We start from the raw sequence: 19,635 nt of genomic DNA on the forward strand, positions 1-19,635 counted from the left end.
TAGGCCTATTTTTGCTATCTAGAACTATTAAGATAATACAATATACAATAATTAAGTTCTAATACGTATCTATTAGTTGAAAATAATTGATTATATACCTATTGGTTATTGTTGTTTACAAATCTAGATACTACATAAATTATTATTGCTGATATAATAGCTATGCCAGCAAATAAAAATCCTATTGGTATAAGAAAGAATGGTTCAGATAGAGTTGCATTTCGATTTACAGCTGAGGAGATAAAATAGATGGTTTTAAATGCTTGACTTTTTGGGGCATTTTATTTTGTAGAGGAGTGGATATTATGCACATGGCTGATGCTTTGATTTCACCAGTGGTGGGAGGAACTATGTTGGCAGCTACTACTGGAATTACAGCTTATTCAATTAAAAAAATACAGAATGATATGGATGAAAAGAAAATTCCCTTAATGGGGGTAATGGGAGCCTTTGTTTTTGCCGCACAAATGATTAATTTTTCAATCCCTGGTACTGGTTCTAGTGGACACATTGGAGGAGGAATACTACTTGCAATATTATTAGGACCCTACGCGGGATTCTTAACTATGGCTTCTATTTTGTTAATTCAAGCACTGTTCTTTGGAGATGGTGGGTTACTTGCCTATGGTTGCAATGTATTTAACCTTGGATTTTATACTTGTTTTATAGCATACCCTTTAATTTACAAATGGTTTACACGTAAAGGGATTACTACTAAGAAGATCTTTAGCGCCTCAATGGCATCTACTATAGTTGGTCTTCAAATAGGAGCTTTTAGCGTTGTACTTCAAACTCTTATGTCGGGAAAGACTGAATTGCCTTTTGGAACCTTTTTATTGTTAATGCAACCAATACATCTAGCAATCGGAGTAGCAGAAGGGTTTGTTACTTCAGCAATTGTTACTTTTGTATGGAAGGCTAGACCGGAAATTCTAGAAAAGGTAGGTAAAGGAGAAGCTCTTGGTAATATATCTATGAAAAAGATACTTACTAGCTTGGCAATTGGAGTAGTTTTAGTTGGCGGAGCGCTTTCATGGTTTGCATCTTCAAATCCTGATGGATTGGAATGGGCTATGGAAAAAACTTCAGGAACAGCAGAACTTGAAACACCAGATGGAATTCATAATACATTATCAGAAATACAAAGTAAGACAGCTTTTTTGCCTGATTACAGTTTTAAGGCAAAGGAAGATAAAAGTGAAGAAAAAACAGCTGTAGCAGTTGAAGAGCAATGGCCTGCAGTTAGTGCTGGAACAAGTGTTTCGGGTATTGTTGGTGGAGTATTGACACTTGCACTGGCAGCATTCACAGGATTTGTTATCAGCTTAGTTAAAAAAAGAAAAGAAAAGTATAATAATAAAAATAAGCTAGGTGGTAATGAAACCACCAGTAAAATTCTACAATAAGGATTTGATTTTACATGGCAAAAGTAATAAATTCTCTTTATAATATGAGACTTCTAGATGATTTAGCAGGGAAAGAAACCACAATACATAGGCTTCATCCCATTACAAAGTTATTAACTACAATTGTTTATCTAACTGTAGTTGTATCATTTGGAAGATATGAAATTAGTAGTCTTTTGTCTTTTGTTTTCTATCCTGTGGTTATTTTTGTGTTAGCAGAGCTGCCAGTTGTTCCAATCCTTAAAAGACTATTACTTGTAGAGCCTTTTATTATTGGAATTGGTATATTAAACCCCTTATTTAATCATCATACAATGGCTCTAGGAGGTATTGTTATTTCAAGAGGATGGGTAACATTTTTATCTATTTTCATAAAAGGTGGGTTAACGGTGACTGTTAGTATTTTATTAATTGCAACTACAGGAATGGATAAATTGGCTGTAGCATTGCGTATGCTGAAAGTTCCTAAAATCTTTGTATTACAGTTATTATTAACATATAGATATATATCTGTGCTGATAGAAGAGGTTTCTAGAATGATGAGAGCATATTTCCTTAGGGCGCCTGGACAAAAGGGAATACATAGAAATGTTTGGGGTTCTTTTGCAGGACAGTTGATACTTAGGACATTTGATAGGGCACAGCGGGTGTATCAATCTATGAATATGAGAGGCTTTACGGGTGAGTATAATACAGGACATATTGAAAAATTAAGCTTTAGTGATTTTGCGTATTTAACAGGTTGGAGCATATTTTTCATTTTAGCAAGAATTTATAATATACCTATGCTTATAGGTTCATTAATTACGGGGGGATTAAGTATATGAGTTGTCATAAACTTGAGGTAAGGAAATTGCATTTTTCTTATCCTGATGGACATGTAGCAGTAAAAAATATATCATTCACAATCCGACATGGTGAATCTGTGGGAATTATTGGTGCCAATGGTGCAGGAAAGTCCACACTATTGATGCTTTTGATGGGAGTTCTCTTTCCAAACAACGGAGAGGTGGCCATAGGAGATGTGAATGTAACAAAAAAAACATTACCCTTGATACGCCAGAGATTAGGAATGGTTTTTCAAGACCCTGATGATCAGTTGTTTATGACAACTGTATATGATGATGTGGCCTTTGGACCACGAAATTATAACTTTGATGAAAAAGAGGTTGAAATCAAAGTTACAAAGGCTTTAGAGTTAGTAGGAATATCTCACTTGAAAGATAGGGCACCCTTTAAATTATCAGGTGGAGAAAAGCGAGCTGCTGCAATTGCATCGGTTCTATCAATGGAACCGGATGTATTAGTTATGGATGAGCCAACAGCAGCTTTAGATCCTAAATCAAGACGAAGATTAATCAATTTATTAAAAGGCTTTCAGCATACAAAGATAATAACTAGTCATGATTTAGATATGGTATTTGATACTTGTAAAAGGGTTATCGTGATAAAAGAAGGTGAAATTGCTGCAGACGGAAACACTGTGGATATTTTAAATAACGAGGAATTACTAAATGACTGTGGATTAGAAATACCTCTTTCACTTCAAAATTGTCCAATCTGTGGAGCTTCAAAAAATATAAAAGTTTAATATATTTATTAAATAGCCATTACTTATGTTTTTAAGTAGCGGCTTTAACTTTTATAAACTTTACTTTGAGATTCATCATAAAGTATTCTTAGTTGCATTACCATGGTATTTAATGTAAAATAATATTAGGGGGTGATTAGATGGAAGAAGACATGAAGTTGAAATCAACACCAATACAAAGGAATGAATATGATGTTGCCATTGAATTGACTAATTTATATTTTTCATATCGAACAGATTCACCAGAAGTTGAAGAAATTCAACAGGTATATGCTAGGTTTTATGCTGTAGTTTGTGGAATGGATGTTAAATTCAGAAATGGTATACCTGTAAACAAGATTGAAGAATTATTACCAGAATCATTAAAAGAAAAATAAGTTCATTGGAGAACTCTCATTATGAGGGTTCTTTTTTTAGTATTTTTTAATAGAGTAGCATTTTAATGAAAAAATAGTGATTTAATCATTTAAATATGTATAATGTAGCTAAATGGAATAGAATTTTATATAAAAACAAAGGAGGAAGGTGATTATTATTAGGAATAAAATAATTTATATTTTTATTGTAATTATGACTGTAATGATGCTTTGTTTAACTACTTATAGCGAAAACATAATAATGGCTAGGTCTAAAGATGATGAATTAAATAGTAATAAAATTAAAGCGCCTTTTTATCCATGGGATAATGAATTACCCAATATAGAAACACCAGAGGGATTTCAATGGAGAGAATTTCAAGGTACTACCCTTAATTTTGTAGTAGAAAATAATATAAATGCTAATATTCTTTCTAGGGAGTGTAGAAATTTTACTGAGAAAACTGGTATTAGAGTAAACATTAGACCAATGGATTATAGTACAATGATAAATAAGATAAATAACGATTTTATATCTGAAAGAGCAAAGTTTCAACTTGTTTATGTAGATCCATATCAAACTCTTAACAGGTTTCATAATAATCTAGAGGATTTAAATTTATATAATAATGATCCTAGAATGCCTCATATACCAGGTGGTATGGAGGATTTCTTTGATGATCAGGTAAATATTTTATCCTACTTTGGAGATAAAACTAAGTTATGTGCCATACCCTTTGATACTACAACTATGATTTTCTTTTATAGAAAGGATATTTTCGAAAAGTATAGAGAACAGTTTATGGCTGAAAATGGATTTGATTGGACTCCAGGACAGAAAGATTTTACTTGGGAAAGGTATTGTATTGTTTCAAAATGGATTGATGAAAATGTTCCAGATGAAGAAGTTAAATATGGAAGTGCACAAATGGCTCAATTACATAATTCAGTATATTGCGATTTTTCTAATGTCCTTGAATCCTATGGAGGGGATTATTTTGATGATCCCTATGTTAATACATTAGGAGTAGAAAAACCAAAAATGGTTTCAATTAAAAATAATAACCTTGAAGATGGATTAAGTATGTACAAGCAGATGGTAGAAGTTGGTGCACCAGATAGTATTAATTGGAATTGGACGGATACTGCGGAAGCTTTTAAAAATGGTGAAATTGCAATGATGGCAAACTGGGATGAAAATGGAGCTGTAGTAGAAAATCCTAATTTATCTAAAGTGGCAGGTAAGGTTGGTTATAGCATCTTGCCCTATGGAAATGTGAGAAGTGCCAATATATATGGAGGAGCAGGAATAGGAATTAATAGTAATGCTTCAGAAATTGAAAAGAAGGCTGCCTGGTTATTTATAGTTTGGGCAACTGCACCTCAGACTCAAAGTATGGTTTTATGGGAACCAGAAGGTGGAAGCATGCCACCGAGAAAATCTGTATATAATAGCAAGGATGTACAAGATATTATAGAAAATGTAAAAAGTAATACAAATGAAATAAGTAATTTAAATCACTTACCTGCACTACTAGAGGTCTGGAAAGAGGAGAATGTATATTTTAGATCTAAGATTAGTAATTTCTATTTTGTAGAGCAAATAATTATTAATAATGTAAGAGATATGGTTAAGAATGATTTAGATCCTAAGGTAGTAGCAGATAAAATTTTTAAAGAGTTGAGTTTACTACAATTAAGAGCGGGGATAAAATGAGAACTTCATGGATTAGAAAGAGCTTTAGAAACAAATTGCTAGTTATTTTTATTCTACTAATATTTATACCTATTGGATTTATATATATTATTTATAACAATGTGATGAAATCAATTATTACTACAAAGTATAGTGAATCTGCAAAACAATCTGTGTATGAAGCAGGAAGCAATATTAATTTTATAATTGATAGCATTGCTGACCTGTCAGACATGGTTGTTACTAATAGAGATTTTATTGAAAGTTTGAAAGGGTCGTCAACTGAAAGTCATGAGGAATTAAATAATATACTGAGAAATTTTTGTACTACAAATGAAGAGGTGGAAAGTATATACCTTACAACTAAACATAATATTTATAATGTAGGGGCTAGCAAAACCTATGTGAAGCAGGTAATTAATATTAATAATATCAATAAGACTCATGGTGAGTTAGTTTGGTTTGATACTATTCCTGTTAGAGTTAAGATATTATCGGGAGAAATTCCTAAGAATTATTTTACTTTAGGAAGAAAGATAATAGACTTAAATAGCTTAAAGGATATGGGAACAATATTTATTGATGTAGATGAAACCATATTAGAGGATTCCTATAAAAGTCTAATTACAGAGGAGAATAGCGAATTATTTATTTGTAATGAAAAGGGTCAAATAATTAGCCATCCTAATAAAGAAATTATAGGAAAGAATATAGAAGAAAAAAATTATGCAAAAGAAGTTCTATCATCTAATATAGATATGGGTTCAATAGAGTTTACTGATGATAATGTTGAAAAGGTATGTATATACTCTAATATTACATCAACAGATTGGAAGATTGTAAAGATAGTAACTAAAGAGTATCTATACAAAGAAATTACAAATATGCAACGATATATGTTAATAGGTGTAATAATTTATGTAGTTATAACTATAATAATTTGTTTATTCTTTTCGTCTCAAATTTCAAAACCCATGGTGAGTATGAGAAATATGATGAAGAAGGCTGAAGATGGAGATTTGCATGTGCGTATAAATATAGATAGAATTGACGAGTTAGGGGAACTTGGAAACAGCTTTAATAATATGATAGGGAAGATGAATGAAGTTGTTGATAAGTTAGTAGAAGAAGAAAGAATAAAAAAAGAGTTAGAACTTGAGACATTGCATGCTCAGATTAATCCACACTTCTTGTATAATACCTTAAATACTATAAAGTGGATGGCAAAGATACAAGGGGATAAATCTGTAAGTAATGCAGTAACTTCACTGATAAAACTTCTAAGGGTAAGTATAAACTTAGGAAAGGAAATGATTACTTTAGAGGATGAGATAGATTACGTTAAGAATTATATTAAAATACAAAATCTAAGATTCAATGAAAAAGTTAACATTATTTATAATATTCATGAAGGCTGTCTTAATTGCTCAATACCTAAACTAATTTTACAGCCTATTGTAGAGAATTCCTTGATATATGGAATTAGGGAAGATGAAGAAGAGAAACCATTGGAAATATCTATAGAGGCATGTATAGAAAGTGAAAACTTAATTATTCTTGTAGAAGATAATGGACCTGGTATTAGTGAAGAGGATTTAGAAAAAATCTTTACTAAAGAAAAGGATGTAAATAAATTTAGTAAAGTTGGATTAAACAATGTTAATGAAAGAATAAAGCTTTATTGTGGTGAAGAATATGGAATTAAAATAGGAAATAGAAGTGAAATAGGTACCTATGTTAAGGTGACCATTCCTAGGAGTATAATGAGGAAAACTACTGGTGACTTTTTAGTAGATAAAGAGGGTGATGAAAGTTTATAAGGTTTTAATTGTAGATGATGAGGTTCTTGTAAGAGTAGGATTAAAATCCACAATAGATTGGAATAGCATAGGCTTTACAGTTATAGGTGAGGCTCCAAATGGTGAAAAGGCCTATGAGATGTATAAGCTATATAACCCAGATGTAATTATAACAGATATAAAAATGCCTAAGAAGGATGGTTTATGGTTAACTGAAGAAGTAAGAAAAGAAGATAGCGTAACTCAAATACTGGTATTAACCTGCTATGATGATTTTACAAATGTAAGACAAGCTCTAAAATGTGGAGCTAATAATTATATTCTTAAATCAGAGGTAGAGGATGAGGAACTTATAAGTACCATGCTAGAGGTAAAAAGAAATTTAGACAATATGGATAAGGATGCACTAGGTAAGGACAAGGCTAGTGAAACCTTAATGAAGACTAAAAATCAGCTTATAGATTATCTTATAGATGGTTCAAGTTCTTTTGATGAAGTAGATTTTGAGGGGTTTAAACATGTAGACTTTAATATTTATGGAGGGAAATATTCTATTTTAGGTTTCTTCCCTGAAGCTAATGATATTATTGCCTCCATTAAAGAAAGAGAAAATGTGAAAAATGCTATGATAGAGCTTATAACGTGGATATTTTCTAAAGAAAAAATACAATGTCTTTTGAAGGAACAGGAGGATGGACTTATATATTTTATATCCAAGGAAGATATTAAATATGGTGAAGTGCAAGAAGTAATTAAATATATAAAAACCACTGTAATTCAATATTTTAATATTAAGTTAGATGTAATATATACACCTATATTTAGTGAGATTAGAGAATTCCCAAATTATTTTAAGGAATATGTAGAAAGATCAAAAGATATATTCTATTTGCCTTTGGGTTCTGTGGTGGAAACTAGAGAAAATAAAGAATTGAAGGATATAAATATGCTGAAATTCGAAAAACAATCTAAGAGTATTCTTATTAACTTTATAGAAGAAGGAAATCTAGAGGGTGGAAAAAGGCATATAGAGAGTATAGAAAAGAAAATAAATGGTTGTAAAATATCAGAATTAACATGTAAGCTTATGTATTGTAATATTATTGTTAGTATATTAGAAAGGTATGAAGAATATTTTCAAGGTAATGATTATGATTCCTTATATCAGGGTTATTACAATAAAATTATGGATTCTACAAGAATTATGTTTATATCAAAACTAATGTGTAAATTTTTAGAGGAAATATGTCAGTTAGTTCTAAGAATAAGGGATGATCAGAATTCTAAATATATTATAAATAAAGTTGTGGAGTACATTGAAAAAAATTATTCAAGTAAAGTTACCCTAGAAGATATCGCTACTCATATTAATCTATCTAAACAATACCTATCATTTTTATTTAAAAAAGAGACAGGAATAAATATTTCTTCTTATATTATTAATCTGCGTATAGAAAAAGCGAAGGAAATGATTAATAAAGGTGAAGACAGTATGAAAGTTATTTATCAAAGGGTGGGATTTACAGATCAACAGTATTTTTATAAGACTTTTAAAAAAGTAACAGGATTAACTGTAGGTCAATATAAAGATACCATACAAAAATAGATAAAGTGTAGCACATTAATACTATTTAACTATGTTAAGTAGTATTTTTTTTATACAAAATTAAGATTAATGAAAAAAATGTAGAAATATATATAATTGTGTTGCACAAATATATTAATATATTACACAAAGAACTTTGTGAAAAATTAGGCGAGAATAATTTGCACAAAACTAAGGTTATTTTCCATTATAGGTTAATAATTTTTTTATTATAATTATGCCATAGAGTGAAATTAAAAGTTTACAAGGGGGGATAAAGGTGGAGAGCAATATACCAAAGCTAGAATTAAAAGGTATACAGAAATTTTTCCCAGGAGTAACTGCCTTAGCAAATGTAAGTTTTTCTGTTAAAAAGGGAACGGTTCATGTGCTTTGTGGAGAAAATGGAGCTGGTAAGTCTACACTTATGAAGATAATAAATGGTATATATCAGCCTGATGGTGGAAGTATTCATATAGATGGAAAAGAAGTTAAGATACAGAATCCTATTGAAGCTCGTAAGCATGGTATATCTATGATATTTCAAGAGCTGAATTATATACCTGAGATTACTATTGAAGAAAGTATATTTTTAGGAAGAGAGCCTGTAAATAAATTAGGGAAAATTAATTGGAAGAAGATTAGAAAAGATACTGAAGAACTTTTAAAACAAGAAAATTTACCCTATTCGCCAACAACACAATTTAAGGATCTTACAGTATCAGATATACAAATGCTAGAGATTCTAAAGGCTATGTCTTATAATTCACAGGTTATTATCATGGATGAACCTACATCTGCAATTACTAGAAAAGAGGTAGGAATTCTCTTTGATAAGATTGCTGAATTAAAAAGTAAGGGTGTAAGTATAATATACATATCTCATAAGATGGAAGAAATCTTTAAAATAGCTGATGAAATAACAGTTATAAGAGATGGTGTTGTTATTGATACTAAGCCAGCTAGTGAGTTAGATATAGACAAGGTTATTTCTCTTATGGTAGGCCGTAAAATTACCAATGCATATCCTAAGGAAGATATTAAAATCAGAGAAACCATGTTAGAGGTTAAAGAACTAACTGATGGAAAACACTTTGAGGATATTAATTTCCATGTGAAAAGAGGAGAAATTGTAGGTTTTGCAGGTCTTATGGGAGCAGGTAGAAGTGAAGTGGCTAGAACAATATTTGGACTAGACCCATACCTATCAGGTGAGATTAAAGTTAAGGGTAAGGAAATAAAAATAAAAAATGTAAAAGATAGTATTAATAATGGAATAGTTATGCTATCAGAAGATCGTAAGAGATATGGAATAGTAGGAATTAGAAGTATAACTGAAAATGTATCCATATCTAATTTAGAGAAATTCTTTTATAAGGGTCATCTACATAGTAAAAAAGAGATTAGTAGTGTATCAAATATATGTGAAAGAATGAAGGTGAAATGTCCTAATTTAGAAACCTCTATTGATTCTCTAAGCGGAGGAAATCAACAGAAGGTAATATTTGCAAAGTGGATGCTTAGAAATCCAGATGTTCTTATACTTGATGAGCCAACAAGGGGAATCGATGTAGGAGCAAAGTACGAAATATATAAACTTATTACAGAACTTGCAAAAGAAAATAGAGCAGTAATAATAATAAGTTCTGAATTACCAGAGCTCATAGGTATGTGCGATAGAATCTATGTTATGGCATCTGGAAAAATTACTGGAGAGATAGATAGAGAAAAGGCTACACAAGAAGCTATTATGAAGTTAGCTACAAGGGGGGAATAGAAGGATGAAGATGATAGATATTAGACATAAATGGTCAAGAACCTCAAGTAAATATAGTATTTACGTTGTATTACTTGCTATGTTTATGGCATGTTCTTTAATCAGTCCTGTATTTTTATCAGGAGAAAACTTAACAAATATATCAAGACAAATATCAATAACAACTATTATTGCTTTTGGTGAAACAATTTTAATTATATGTGGACTTATAGATTTATCAGCAGGTTCAGTTCTGGCTTTATCAGGTCTGCTTTCTGTTGCAGCCTTTAAGGCTACAGGTTCTTTGGAAATAGCAGTGCTAGTTGGAGTACTTGTAGGTGTTATATGTAACTTTATCAATGGGATAATGGTAACTAAGTTTAAAGCACCTCCATTTATTGCCACATTAGCTATGCAAACTGTAGCAAGAGGTGCAGCTTTATTGTTTACTAATGGTCAAAATATTTATCAAATAGGAGACTTTATTGTACTAGGACAAAACTCTATAGGATTTATTCCTATTCCTGTAATATTCATGACTGGAATTACTCTTTTAACTTGGTACATCCTAAAACATACAAAGCTAGGTAGATGTGTTTATGCTGTAGGTGGTAGTGAAGAGGCTTCAAGAGCTTCAGGAATAGATGTAAATAAAACTAAGATGAAGGCTTATCTCATAAATGGTATATTTGTTGGAATCGCAGGTGTGTTATTTATGTCTCGTGTTAATGCTGGACTTCCTAATGCTGGTATAGGAGCAGAATTTGAAGGAATGACAGCTGCAATAATTGGTGGAACAAGCTTTACTGGTGGAATTGGAACTGCAGGTGGAACCCTTGCAGGAGCATTCATTATGGGATTCTTAAACAATATAATGAACCTAGTAGGAATACAATCTTATATGCAACAAGTAGTAAAGGGAGTAATTATTGCATTTGCAGTAATTTACGATATAAAATCTAAGAACAAAAGAGAAAGCAGAAAACTAGGTAGTATTGCTGATAAAAATAAAGACAAAACCCTAGTAGAAACCGAAGGAAGTTCTGTTTAGATTAAATCAAGTTAAGTAAAAATCAAAATATAATAAAAATAATATTATTAGGGGGAGAAATTGATATGAAAACAAAGAAAATATTAGCTTTAGCTATGTCATCCTTATTAGCATTATCACTTACTGTGGGATGTACTAATACATCAAAGGAGGAACCAGCTGCAGAAGGTGAAAAGACTTATAAAGTTGCATATATTGCAAGAGCACAAGGAGATTCTTTTGCTGCTTGGCTTGCAAATGCAGTAAAGGATGAAGTAGCTGCAAACTATAAGGATGTAGAGGTAGATATATTTGATGGAGATAGCAAGAATGAAGTTATAGCATCTCATATTGAGAATGCGGTTACAAAGAAATATGATGCAATTCTTCTTCAACCATTTGATTCTGAAGCACAAGTAGCACCAGCTATGACAGCTATGGATAAAGGAGTTAAGGTTATTACAGTAAACAACCGTATTAATGATAATGATAGAGCAGCGGCAGTAGATGCAGACCCAGTTGATCAAGCTGCTAAAAATGCAAAACTTGCTTTAGAGCAAGTTCCTCAAAATGGAAAAGTTGTAGTTCTTATGGGACCAGCAGGTAATATGCACTCTGATAAGAGACGTGAAGGATGGGAAAAAGAATTCTTTGCAAAGAGACCAGACGTTAAAATCTTAGATGAGCAAATCGCAAATTGGAATAAAGATGAAGCGATGAGATTAATGGAAGACTGGATTCAAACTCATGGAGAAATTGATGCAATAATATCTATGAATGATAACATGTGTGTAGGAGCTCTTGAAGCAGCTAAAGCAGCAGGAAAGACAAATATATTATCTTATGGTGTTGATGGAACAGCAGAAGCTTGTTTAGCTATAAAAAATGGGGAAATGACATCAACTACTCTTCAAAGTGCTTACGAGCTTGCAGAAAAAGCTGTTAAGCTAACATATGATGTTATGACTGGTAAAGTAGAGCGTGATACTATAATGGTAGATTGTCCATTAATCACAAAGGATAACGCTGATGAGTTTATAGAAATTCATAAAAAAGCAGGTAATATAGACTAACAAAAAAGGTAGACCTTGTACAGTTTTGTGCAAGGTCTATAGTTGAAATTAATTTAGGCATCTTCAAAAAAAAATAAGCCAGAATCCTCGTCTATTTTGTGTTATACTACGTCAACAGAACCCGTAGATAGTGCTACTATCTTTGGAACCTGTTTCCTTGTCTAACTCAAAATATACTTCCTATCTTTGACTTATTATTTATTTTAAGATGACTTTAGGAGGAATAAAGATGATAAACAAGGCAGTATATATGTGTGGAACTCATAATATGGAAACAAGAGATATTGAAGTTTCAGTTCCAAAGGATAAAGAAGTACTTATAAAATTAGAATATGTAGGAATATGTGGTTCAGATGTACATTATTATGAGCATGGTAGAATAGGAGACTTCATAGTAGATGGAGATTTTATTTTAGGTCATGAATGTGCTGGAGAAATAGTTCAAGTAGGTCCTGGAGTTAAAAATTTAAAAGTTGGAGATAGGGTTGCATTAGAGCCAGGTCAAACTTGTGGTCAATGTGAGTTTTGTAAAAGCGGTAAGTATAACCTGTGTCCAGAGGTTGAGTTCTTAGCAACACCACCATATCATGGTTCTTTAATGAATTATATAACATATCCAGAAAATATGTGTTTTAAACTACCAGACAATGTATCAACTAAGGAGGGTGCTTTAGTTGAACCTTTAGCAGTAGGATTACATGCTGTATCACAAGGAAATGTAAAATTAGGGGATACAGTTGTAGTTTTAGGTGTAGGATGTATAGGTCTAGTAACTTTATTAGCTTGTAAGGCATATGGTGCTACAAATGTTATTGTTGTAGATGTTATAGATAAGAGATTAGATTATGCCCTAAAATTAGGTGCAACTAAAGTTATAAATGCTAAAAATCAAGATGTACTAGCTGTAATAAATGAGATTACAAACAATGCTGGTGCAAATGTGGTTATTGAAACAGCAGGATCTGAACATACAATAAAGCAGACACCTTACTTAGTAAAAAGGGGTGGAGCTATTGTATTAGTAGGACTTGCACCAAAGGATATAATTGAGTTTGATTTTATGCAAATTATGACTAAAGAGGTTGAAATAAAAAGCGTATTTAGATATAGAAACATATATCCAGCAGCTATAGGAGCAATTTCTGATGGGAAAATTGATGTTAATGGAATAGTTACCCATGAATTTGATTTTAGTGACACAAAGGAAGCCTTTGACTATGTTATAGAAAATAAAAATGATGTAGTAAAGGCAGTTATTAAGCTTTAATAATTTTGATTGGAGTGGCTAGAAGATGAAGTACTTATTAGGCATAGATATTGGAACCTCAGGTACTAAAACAGTGCTATTTGATAGGGGAGGAAATCCGATTTCCTCTTCTACAGCAGAATATCCATTATATCAGCCAGAGATTGGTTGGGCAGAACAAGACCCACAAGATTGGTGGAAGGCAGTATGTATAACAATTAATCAGGTTATAAAAGATAGTAATATAAATCCGGAATACATTAGTGGTATTGGCTTATCTGGACAAATGCACGGTTTAGTTATGTTAGATGGAGATGGAAATGTATTAAGAAAATCTATTATTTGGTGTGACCAACGTACAGCTAAGGAATGTGTTGAGATTACAGAAAAAGTTGGAGAAAAAAGATTAATAGATATTACAGCAAATCCTGCTCTAACAGGATTTACAGCATCTAAAATACTTTGGGTTAGAAATAATGAACCTGAAATATATGAAAAATGTAGGAAAATATTATTACCTAAGGATTATATAAGATATATGCTTACAGGTGAATTTGCTACGGAGGTATCTGATGCTTCAGGAATGCAGCTTTTAGATATTAAAAATAGGTGCTGGTCTAAGGAAGTCCTTAATGCTTTAGATATTCCTATAGAGTATTTAGGAGATGTACATGAATCAATTGTAGTCAGTGGAAAAGTTCATAAAAAAGCAGCGGAGGTTACTAGTCTTAAAGAGAATACACCAGTGGTTGGTGGAGCAGGAGATCAGGCAGCTGGTGCAATAGGAAATGGCATTATAAAAAGTGGACAAATATCTTCCACTATAGGTACTTCAGGAGTAGTATTTGCACATTTAGATGAACCTATAATTGATGAGAAAGGAAGAGTACACACCTTTTGTCATGCAGTGCCAGGTGCATGGCATATGATGGGAGTAACCCAAGGTGCAGGACTTTCTTTAAAATGGTTTAGGGATAATTTTTGTACTAATGAAATTGAAGTAGCAAAAGGTATGGGAATTGATCCATATGTACTTATGACTAAAGAAGCAGAAAAAGTGCCTGCAGGTTCAAGGGGATTAATATATCTTCCATATCTCATGGGAGAGCGTACACCACATTTGAATCCTAAGGCAAAGGGTGTATTCTTTGGACTTTCAGCTGCTCATACAAAAAATGAGATGCTAAGAGCTGTAATTGAAGGAGTATCCTATTCACTTTTAGATTGCATGGAAATCATTAAAGACACAGGAATGAATCCTACTAATGTGATGGTGTCAGGTGGAGGCGGAAAAAGTGAACTATGGCGCCAAATATTAGCAGATATGTTTAACTGTAAAGTATCTACAAATAAATCATCAGAAGGACCAGCCTTAGGGGTAGCATTGCTTGCAGGAGTTGGAACTGGCGTATATAAGGATATACATGAGGCTTGTAGCATAGCAATTTCTGAAAATAGTGTACAATTTCCAAAGGAAGAAAATTCCCTAGTATATAAAAGATATTATGAGATTTATAAGAAGATATATAATGATTTAAAAGGAACTTTTGAATTATTATAATAGATTAATTATATTACAATTTATTAAGTTAAGAATGAGCACTCCTAGGGGTGCTCATTCTTATTTAACACCACAAGTATTAATAACTTTGTTTATATATTTTAGAATTTTATATATAATATTTATAGAAGTTTATTTAGATATAAAAAACAACTGGTAAAATATTCGATATATGTTTTAAAAATATGTGTTTAGTGAAATGGAGTTAATTTTAATGGTTGAATTGCTAAGAAATCTTACGAATAATTTAGGGTATGTAATCCTTATTGCTTTCTTTGTTTCAAGACTAGGGAGCTTTAAGAAAATAGTACAAAAGGATAAATTTAAAAAGAAAGATCTAATTGTGCTTTCAATAATTTTTGGAGCTTTTGGAATTTTGGGAACCTACACAGGAACAGAGGTTAATGGAGCTATTGCTAATACTAGAATTATTGGTGTAATGACTGGGGGAATACTATGCGGACCTTTTGTAGGGACAATGGCAGGTATTATAGCTGGGATTCATAGATTGCTTGTAGATATTGGAGGAATTACATCAATACCTTGTACAATAACTACTATAATTTCGGGAATAGTTGCAGGTTTAATATATAGTAAATCAAGTGAAAATAACAAGTGGTTTTATGGGTTATTTGGAGGACTTTTAATTGAAATTTTAGAAATGATTTTAATACTTACAATGGCACATCCCTTTAGTAGTGCATTAACCATTGTAAAGAGCATATATTTTCCTATGAGTTTTGCTAATGGTATTGGAATTGCAATTCTAATATTGATAATTCAAAAAATACTTAAAGAAAAGGAAGAAATTGCAGCAAAACAAGCACAAATCGCTTTAGAGATAGCAAATAAAACCTTACCTTATTTTAGAGAAATGAATGAAAATTCCTTAGAACAGATATGCGGAATAATAAGGGAATCTATTAATGCAGATGCAGTATCTATAACGAATAAAGAAAATATATTAGCTCACGTAGGAGTAGGAGCTGACCATCACATAAAGGGTCAGAAGATTATAACAGAAGCTACAAAAAAAGTTATTAAAGGAGGAAATTTACTTTCTCTAACAAATGCAAATCAGATAGAGTGTCCTAATTTAAATTGTAGTTTAAAATCTGCAATTATTGCTCCTTTAAAAGAAGGAGATGAAGTAATAGGCACATTAAAAATATATTATTGCACTGATAATGCTATTTCCTTTAGAAATATAAATTTAGCTGTAGGCTTATCCCAAATTATTTCTACCCAGCTAGAAATAAGTAAGCTTGGAGAACTGAAAAATATGGCAAATAGGGCTGAAATAAAGGCGTTGCAATCCCAAATAAATCCGCATTTTCTATTTAATGCGCTAAACACAATAATTTCCTTTATTAGATTTAATCCAAATAAAGCAAGAGAGTTAATTATTAATTTATCTACCTACTTAAGGTATAATTTAGATATAGGCGAAAACCATGTAGATATTTATAAAGAACTAGAGCAGGTTAAAGCATATGTAGAAATAGAAAAAGCAAGATTTGGAGAGAAACTTCACGTAGTTTATAATATTGAAGATGATTTAGATGTTAAGATTCCAAGTCTTATCATTCAGCCAATAGTTGAAAATTCCATAAAACATGGTATTTTAAAAGGTAAAGGTGAAGGCACAGTGACAATTGAAGTTAAAAAAGTTTCCAAGGACAACATTATGATAACAATTGAAGATGATGGAATTGGAATTTCAGAAGATATTATAGAAAAAGTCTATGAAGATAAAATGGAAGAAAATAAAATAGGCATATCAAATGTCCATAATAGATTAAAATATATTTATGGTGAAGGATTAAAGATAGAAGCATTGAAAAGTGGTACTAGAATCAGTTTCAATGTAAATAAAATAAGGGAGTGATGGTATGAATTGTATTATTGTTGATGATGAATCTCCTTCAAGAGAAGAACTAAAATATTTTATAAACAATTTCAGTAATATAAAAATAGTGAATGAATTTGATGATTCTATTAAGGCTTTAGAATATATTGAAGAAAATAAACCAGATATTATTTTCCTAGATATTAATATGCCAAAACTAGATGGCATAGCATTATGTAAAATTATTAATCATTTTCCAAAACAATCCCTTGTAATTTTTATTACTGCCCATAAAGATTATGCTGTAGATGCTTTTGAAATTCAAGCTTATGACTATATATTAAAGCCTTATTCAGAAGAACGAATAGTTAGTACACTAAAGAAAATTGATAAACTTTCAGATAAAAAGTGTATAAATAATAAAATAACCCTTTGGAAAGATAATAAGATGATTGTAAAAAATATAATGGATATTTCCTATTGTGAAGCAAAGGAACGAGAAACTTTAATTTATATTAATGGAGTACAATATAATGTAAACTGTAGTATTTCAGAATTTTATAAAAAACTTCCCAAAGAACTCTTTTATAGAAGTCATAGATCTTATATTATTAATACTGATAAAATTACAGAGATAGTTCCGTGGTTTAACAACACCTTTATGTTAAAATTACAAGGTGAGAAAGTTGATATACCCGTAAGTAGAAATAATATAGGTGAGTTTAAGCATATAATGGGCATATAAAAGCACTTGATGTGCTTTTTTTGTTTTTTCATGTATGAAACCGTATAAACTCCTAAAAAACATATTATAATTTTGTTAACAAATAATTAATTAGGAGGGGTACAAATGGTATCATTTATTTTAGCGATTATTGCTCTTATTATAGGTTATTTTATTTATGGTACAATTGTGGAAAAGGCTTTTGGAGCAGATGAAAAAATTCAAACTCCTGCTGTAAGGCTAGAGGATGGTGTAGACTTTGTTAAAATGCCTGCATACAAAATTTTCTTAATTCAATTTCTTAACATAGCAGGTTTAGGACCTATTTTTGGTGCAATTGCAGGTGCAATGTGGGGTCCATCAGCATTTTTGTGGATTGTATTTGGATGTATATTTGCAGGTGGAGTTCACGATTATTTTTCTGGTATGCTTTCAGTAAGGCATGATGGGACAAGTATTCCTGAAGTTGTAGGTCAATACCTTGGAAAAGGCTTCAAAAACTTTATGAGAGTATTCTCAGTAATACTTTTAGTTCTTGTAGGAGTTGTATTTGTAACGGGACCAGCAAGTATATTAAAAGGATTAACAGGATTGAACATTACAGTATTAATATATATTATATTTGCTTATTACTTAATTGCAACAATGGTTCCTATAGACAAGCTTATTGGAAAGATATACCCCATTTTTGGAATTTGTTTATTAGTTATGGCAATTGGTGTTGGTGCTGCATTAATTTTTGGTGGATTTGATATACCAGAAATAATACCTGCTAATTTGATTAATATGCATTCAAACCCAGATAAAAACCCAATATTTCCAATGCTATTTATAACTATTGCTTGTGGAGCTATTTCAGGGTTCCATGCTACACAATCACCTTTAATGGCAAGATGTATAACTAGTGAAAAGCAAGGTAGAAAAATATTCTATGGTTCAATGATAGCAGAAGGTGTAGTTGCTTTAATTTGGGCAGCGGCAGCAATGAGTTTCTTTGGTGGAGTAGCAGAGTTAAATGCAACTATGGCAATGGAAGGTCATACAGCAGCTTGGGTAGTAAATGAAATTTGCGGAAGCTTACTAGGAAGAGTTGGTGGGTTATTAGCTATACTTGGAGTTGTAGCATGTCCTATAACTTCTGGTGATACAGCATTTAGAAGTGCAAGATTAACTATAGCTGATACATTTAAACTTGATCAAGGACCTATTAAAAATAGATTTATGATTAGTATTCCTTTATTTGTAGTAGGCTTTATATTAACTAAGATGGATTTTGGAATAGTATGGAGATATTTTGGATGGTCTAACCAAACTTTAGCTACAATAGTATTATGGACATCAGGCATGTACTTAGTTACTAAAGGTAAAAAACACTGGATTGCTACTATACCAGCTACATTTATGACAGCAGTATGTACATCTTACATTTTAATTGCACCAGAAGGCTTTAAGCTTTCTCAAAGTATTTCATATCCAATAGGAATTGTAAGTGCAATTGTAGCAATGGTAGTTTTCTTAATAGCAGCAAAAAAAGTAGAAACAAAAGCAAAAGGTAAAATTTAAAATTCTATAAAGTTCATTATAAAAATACTAATGGAATAAAAGTACTTATAGGCTAGATACACAAAAAGTGTTTAGCTTATAGGTACTTTTTTATATATTTTTATGTGGTTGATACCATCTCTAATACTTCCATCTAGTTTAAAGAGTGAGTGAAGAGTTGTTACACACCTGGATAAGGATTATATTACAATAAATAAAATAGTTTACAATTTGTAACTATAAATTTATTATAGAAGTATGCAATTGTAATAATTAGGATTCATAGTCGATTAAAGTAATAGTATTTTAAGATAAATGGTAACTACTGTATATTTATATGAAAAGGAGGTCTCTATGAAAAAAAATAATTTGCGTAGTAAATTAATCATGAGTATATTAATCCTGAATTATTCACCGAATT

At 31.3% G+C, this 19,635-nt stretch carries 16 protein-coding genes; 15 read left to right on the top strand and 1 reads right to left on the bottom strand.

Annotated features, from left to right (window positions below; genetic code table 11):
- Positions 1–98: 98 nt before the first annotated feature.
- Positions 99–251 carry a DUF3955 domain-containing protein gene (locus B3J31_RS17030; protein ID WP_414632872.1) on the bottom strand — a complete coding sequence of 51 codons (153 nt, stop codon included), beginning with the start codon at positions 249–251 and terminating at the stop codon, positions 99–101.
- A 54-nt stretch (positions 252–305) separates the two neighbouring features.
- On the opposite strand from B3J31_RS17030, the gene B3J31_RS14105 reads away from it, so the two are divergent.
- From B3J31_RS14105 to B3J31_RS14175, 15 genes are all read left to right on the top strand, one after another.
- Complete coding sequence (locus B3J31_RS14105; protein WP_150844993.1) at positions 306–1,406, top strand: energy-coupling factor ABC transporter permease; 1,101 nt, start codon at positions 306–308, stop codon at positions 1,404–1,406.
- Between the two features lie 14 nt (positions 1,407–1,420).
- Positions 1,421–2,233, top strand: a complete 813-nt coding sequence (gene cbiQ, locus B3J31_RS14110) for a cobalt ECF transporter T component CbiQ (RefSeq protein WP_150844994.1) — start codon at positions 1,421–1,423, stop codon at positions 2,231–2,233.
- Positions 2,230–2,997 (top strand): ABC transporter ATP-binding protein, encoded by a 768-nt coding sequence (locus B3J31_RS14115; protein WP_346868392.1) that lies wholly within the window; start codon positions 2,230–2,232, stop codon positions 2,995–2,997. Before cbiQ ends, B3J31_RS14115 begins: the two co-directional genes overlap by 4 nt.
- Positions 2,998–3,137: 140 nt before the next feature.
- On the top strand, positions 3,138–3,374 hold the full coding sequence (locus tag B3J31_RS14120) for a hypothetical protein (RefSeq protein ID WP_150844996.1): 237 nt from the start codon (positions 3,138–3,140) through the stop codon (positions 3,372–3,374).
- Between the two features lie 148 nt (positions 3,375–3,522).
- Positions 3,523–5,070, top strand: coding sequence for an ABC transporter substrate-binding protein (locus tag B3J31_RS14125; RefSeq protein WP_346874149.1), 1,548 nt, complete (start codon positions 3,523–3,525; stop codon positions 5,068–5,070).
- Positions 5,067–6,869, top strand: coding sequence for a sensor histidine kinase (locus tag B3J31_RS14130; RefSeq protein WP_346874150.1), 1,803 nt, complete (start codon positions 5,067–5,069; stop codon positions 6,867–6,869). The genes B3J31_RS14125 and B3J31_RS14130 overlap by 4 nt, the downstream gene beginning before the upstream one ends.
- On the top strand, positions 6,856–8,454 hold the full coding sequence (locus tag B3J31_RS14135; protein ID WP_346868389.1) for a response regulator transcription factor: 1,599 nt from the start codon (positions 6,856–6,858) through the stop codon (positions 8,452–8,454). The genes B3J31_RS14130 and B3J31_RS14135 overlap by 14 nt, the downstream gene beginning before the upstream one ends.
- Before the next feature lie 259 nt (positions 8,455–8,713).
- A complete protein-coding gene (locus B3J31_RS14140; RefSeq protein WP_150845178.1) occupies positions 8,714–10,210 on the top strand; it encodes an ATP-binding cassette domain-containing protein in 1,497 nt (498 codons plus the stop codon).
- Positions 10,211–10,223: 13 nt separating this feature from the next.
- Positions 10,224–11,240: an ABC transporter permease gene (locus B3J31_RS14145; RefSeq protein WP_414632087.1), complete on the top strand. Its 1,017-nt coding sequence runs from the start codon at positions 10,224–10,226 to the stop codon at positions 11,238–11,240.
- Positions 11,241–11,305: 65 nt separating this feature from the next.
- On the top strand, positions 11,306–12,292 hold the full coding sequence (locus B3J31_RS14150; protein WP_150845176.1) for a substrate-binding domain-containing protein: 987 nt from the start codon (positions 11,306–11,308) through the stop codon (positions 12,290–12,292).
- Between the two features lie 229 nt (positions 12,293–12,521).
- Positions 12,522–13,559 (top strand): NAD(P)-dependent alcohol dehydrogenase, encoded by a 1,038-nt coding sequence (locus B3J31_RS14155; protein WP_346868387.1) that lies wholly within the window; start codon positions 12,522–12,524, stop codon positions 13,557–13,559.
- 25 nt (positions 13,560–13,584) lie between these two features.
- On the top strand, positions 13,585–15,099 hold the full coding sequence (gene xylB, locus B3J31_RS14160; RefSeq protein WP_346868386.1) for a xylulokinase: 1,515 nt from the start codon (positions 13,585–13,587) through the stop codon (positions 15,097–15,099).
- A 214-nt stretch (positions 15,100–15,313) separates the two neighbouring features.
- Positions 15,314–16,987: a LytS/YhcK type 5TM receptor domain-containing protein gene (locus B3J31_RS14165; RefSeq protein WP_150845173.1), complete on the top strand. Its 1,674-nt coding sequence runs from the start codon at positions 15,314–15,316 to the stop codon at positions 16,985–16,987.
- Positions 16,988–16,991: 4 nt separating this feature from the next.
- Entirely contained in the window at positions 16,992–17,693 is a 702-nt protein-coding gene (locus tag B3J31_RS14170) for a response regulator (protein WP_150845172.1), read from the top strand.
- Positions 17,694–17,798: 105 nt separating this feature from the next.
- Positions 17,799–19,235 (top strand): carbon starvation protein A, encoded by a 1,437-nt coding sequence (locus tag B3J31_RS14175; RefSeq protein WP_346868385.1) that lies wholly within the window; start codon positions 17,799–17,801, stop codon positions 19,233–19,235.
- Positions 19,236–19,635 lie beyond the last annotated feature (400 nt).

The organism is Clostridium sp. UBA5988, assembly GCF_002435615.1.
In the GTDB taxonomy this organism is placed as follows: domain Bacteria; phylum Bacillota; class Clostridia; order Clostridiales; family Clostridiaceae; genus Clostridium_J; species Clostridium_J sulfidigenes.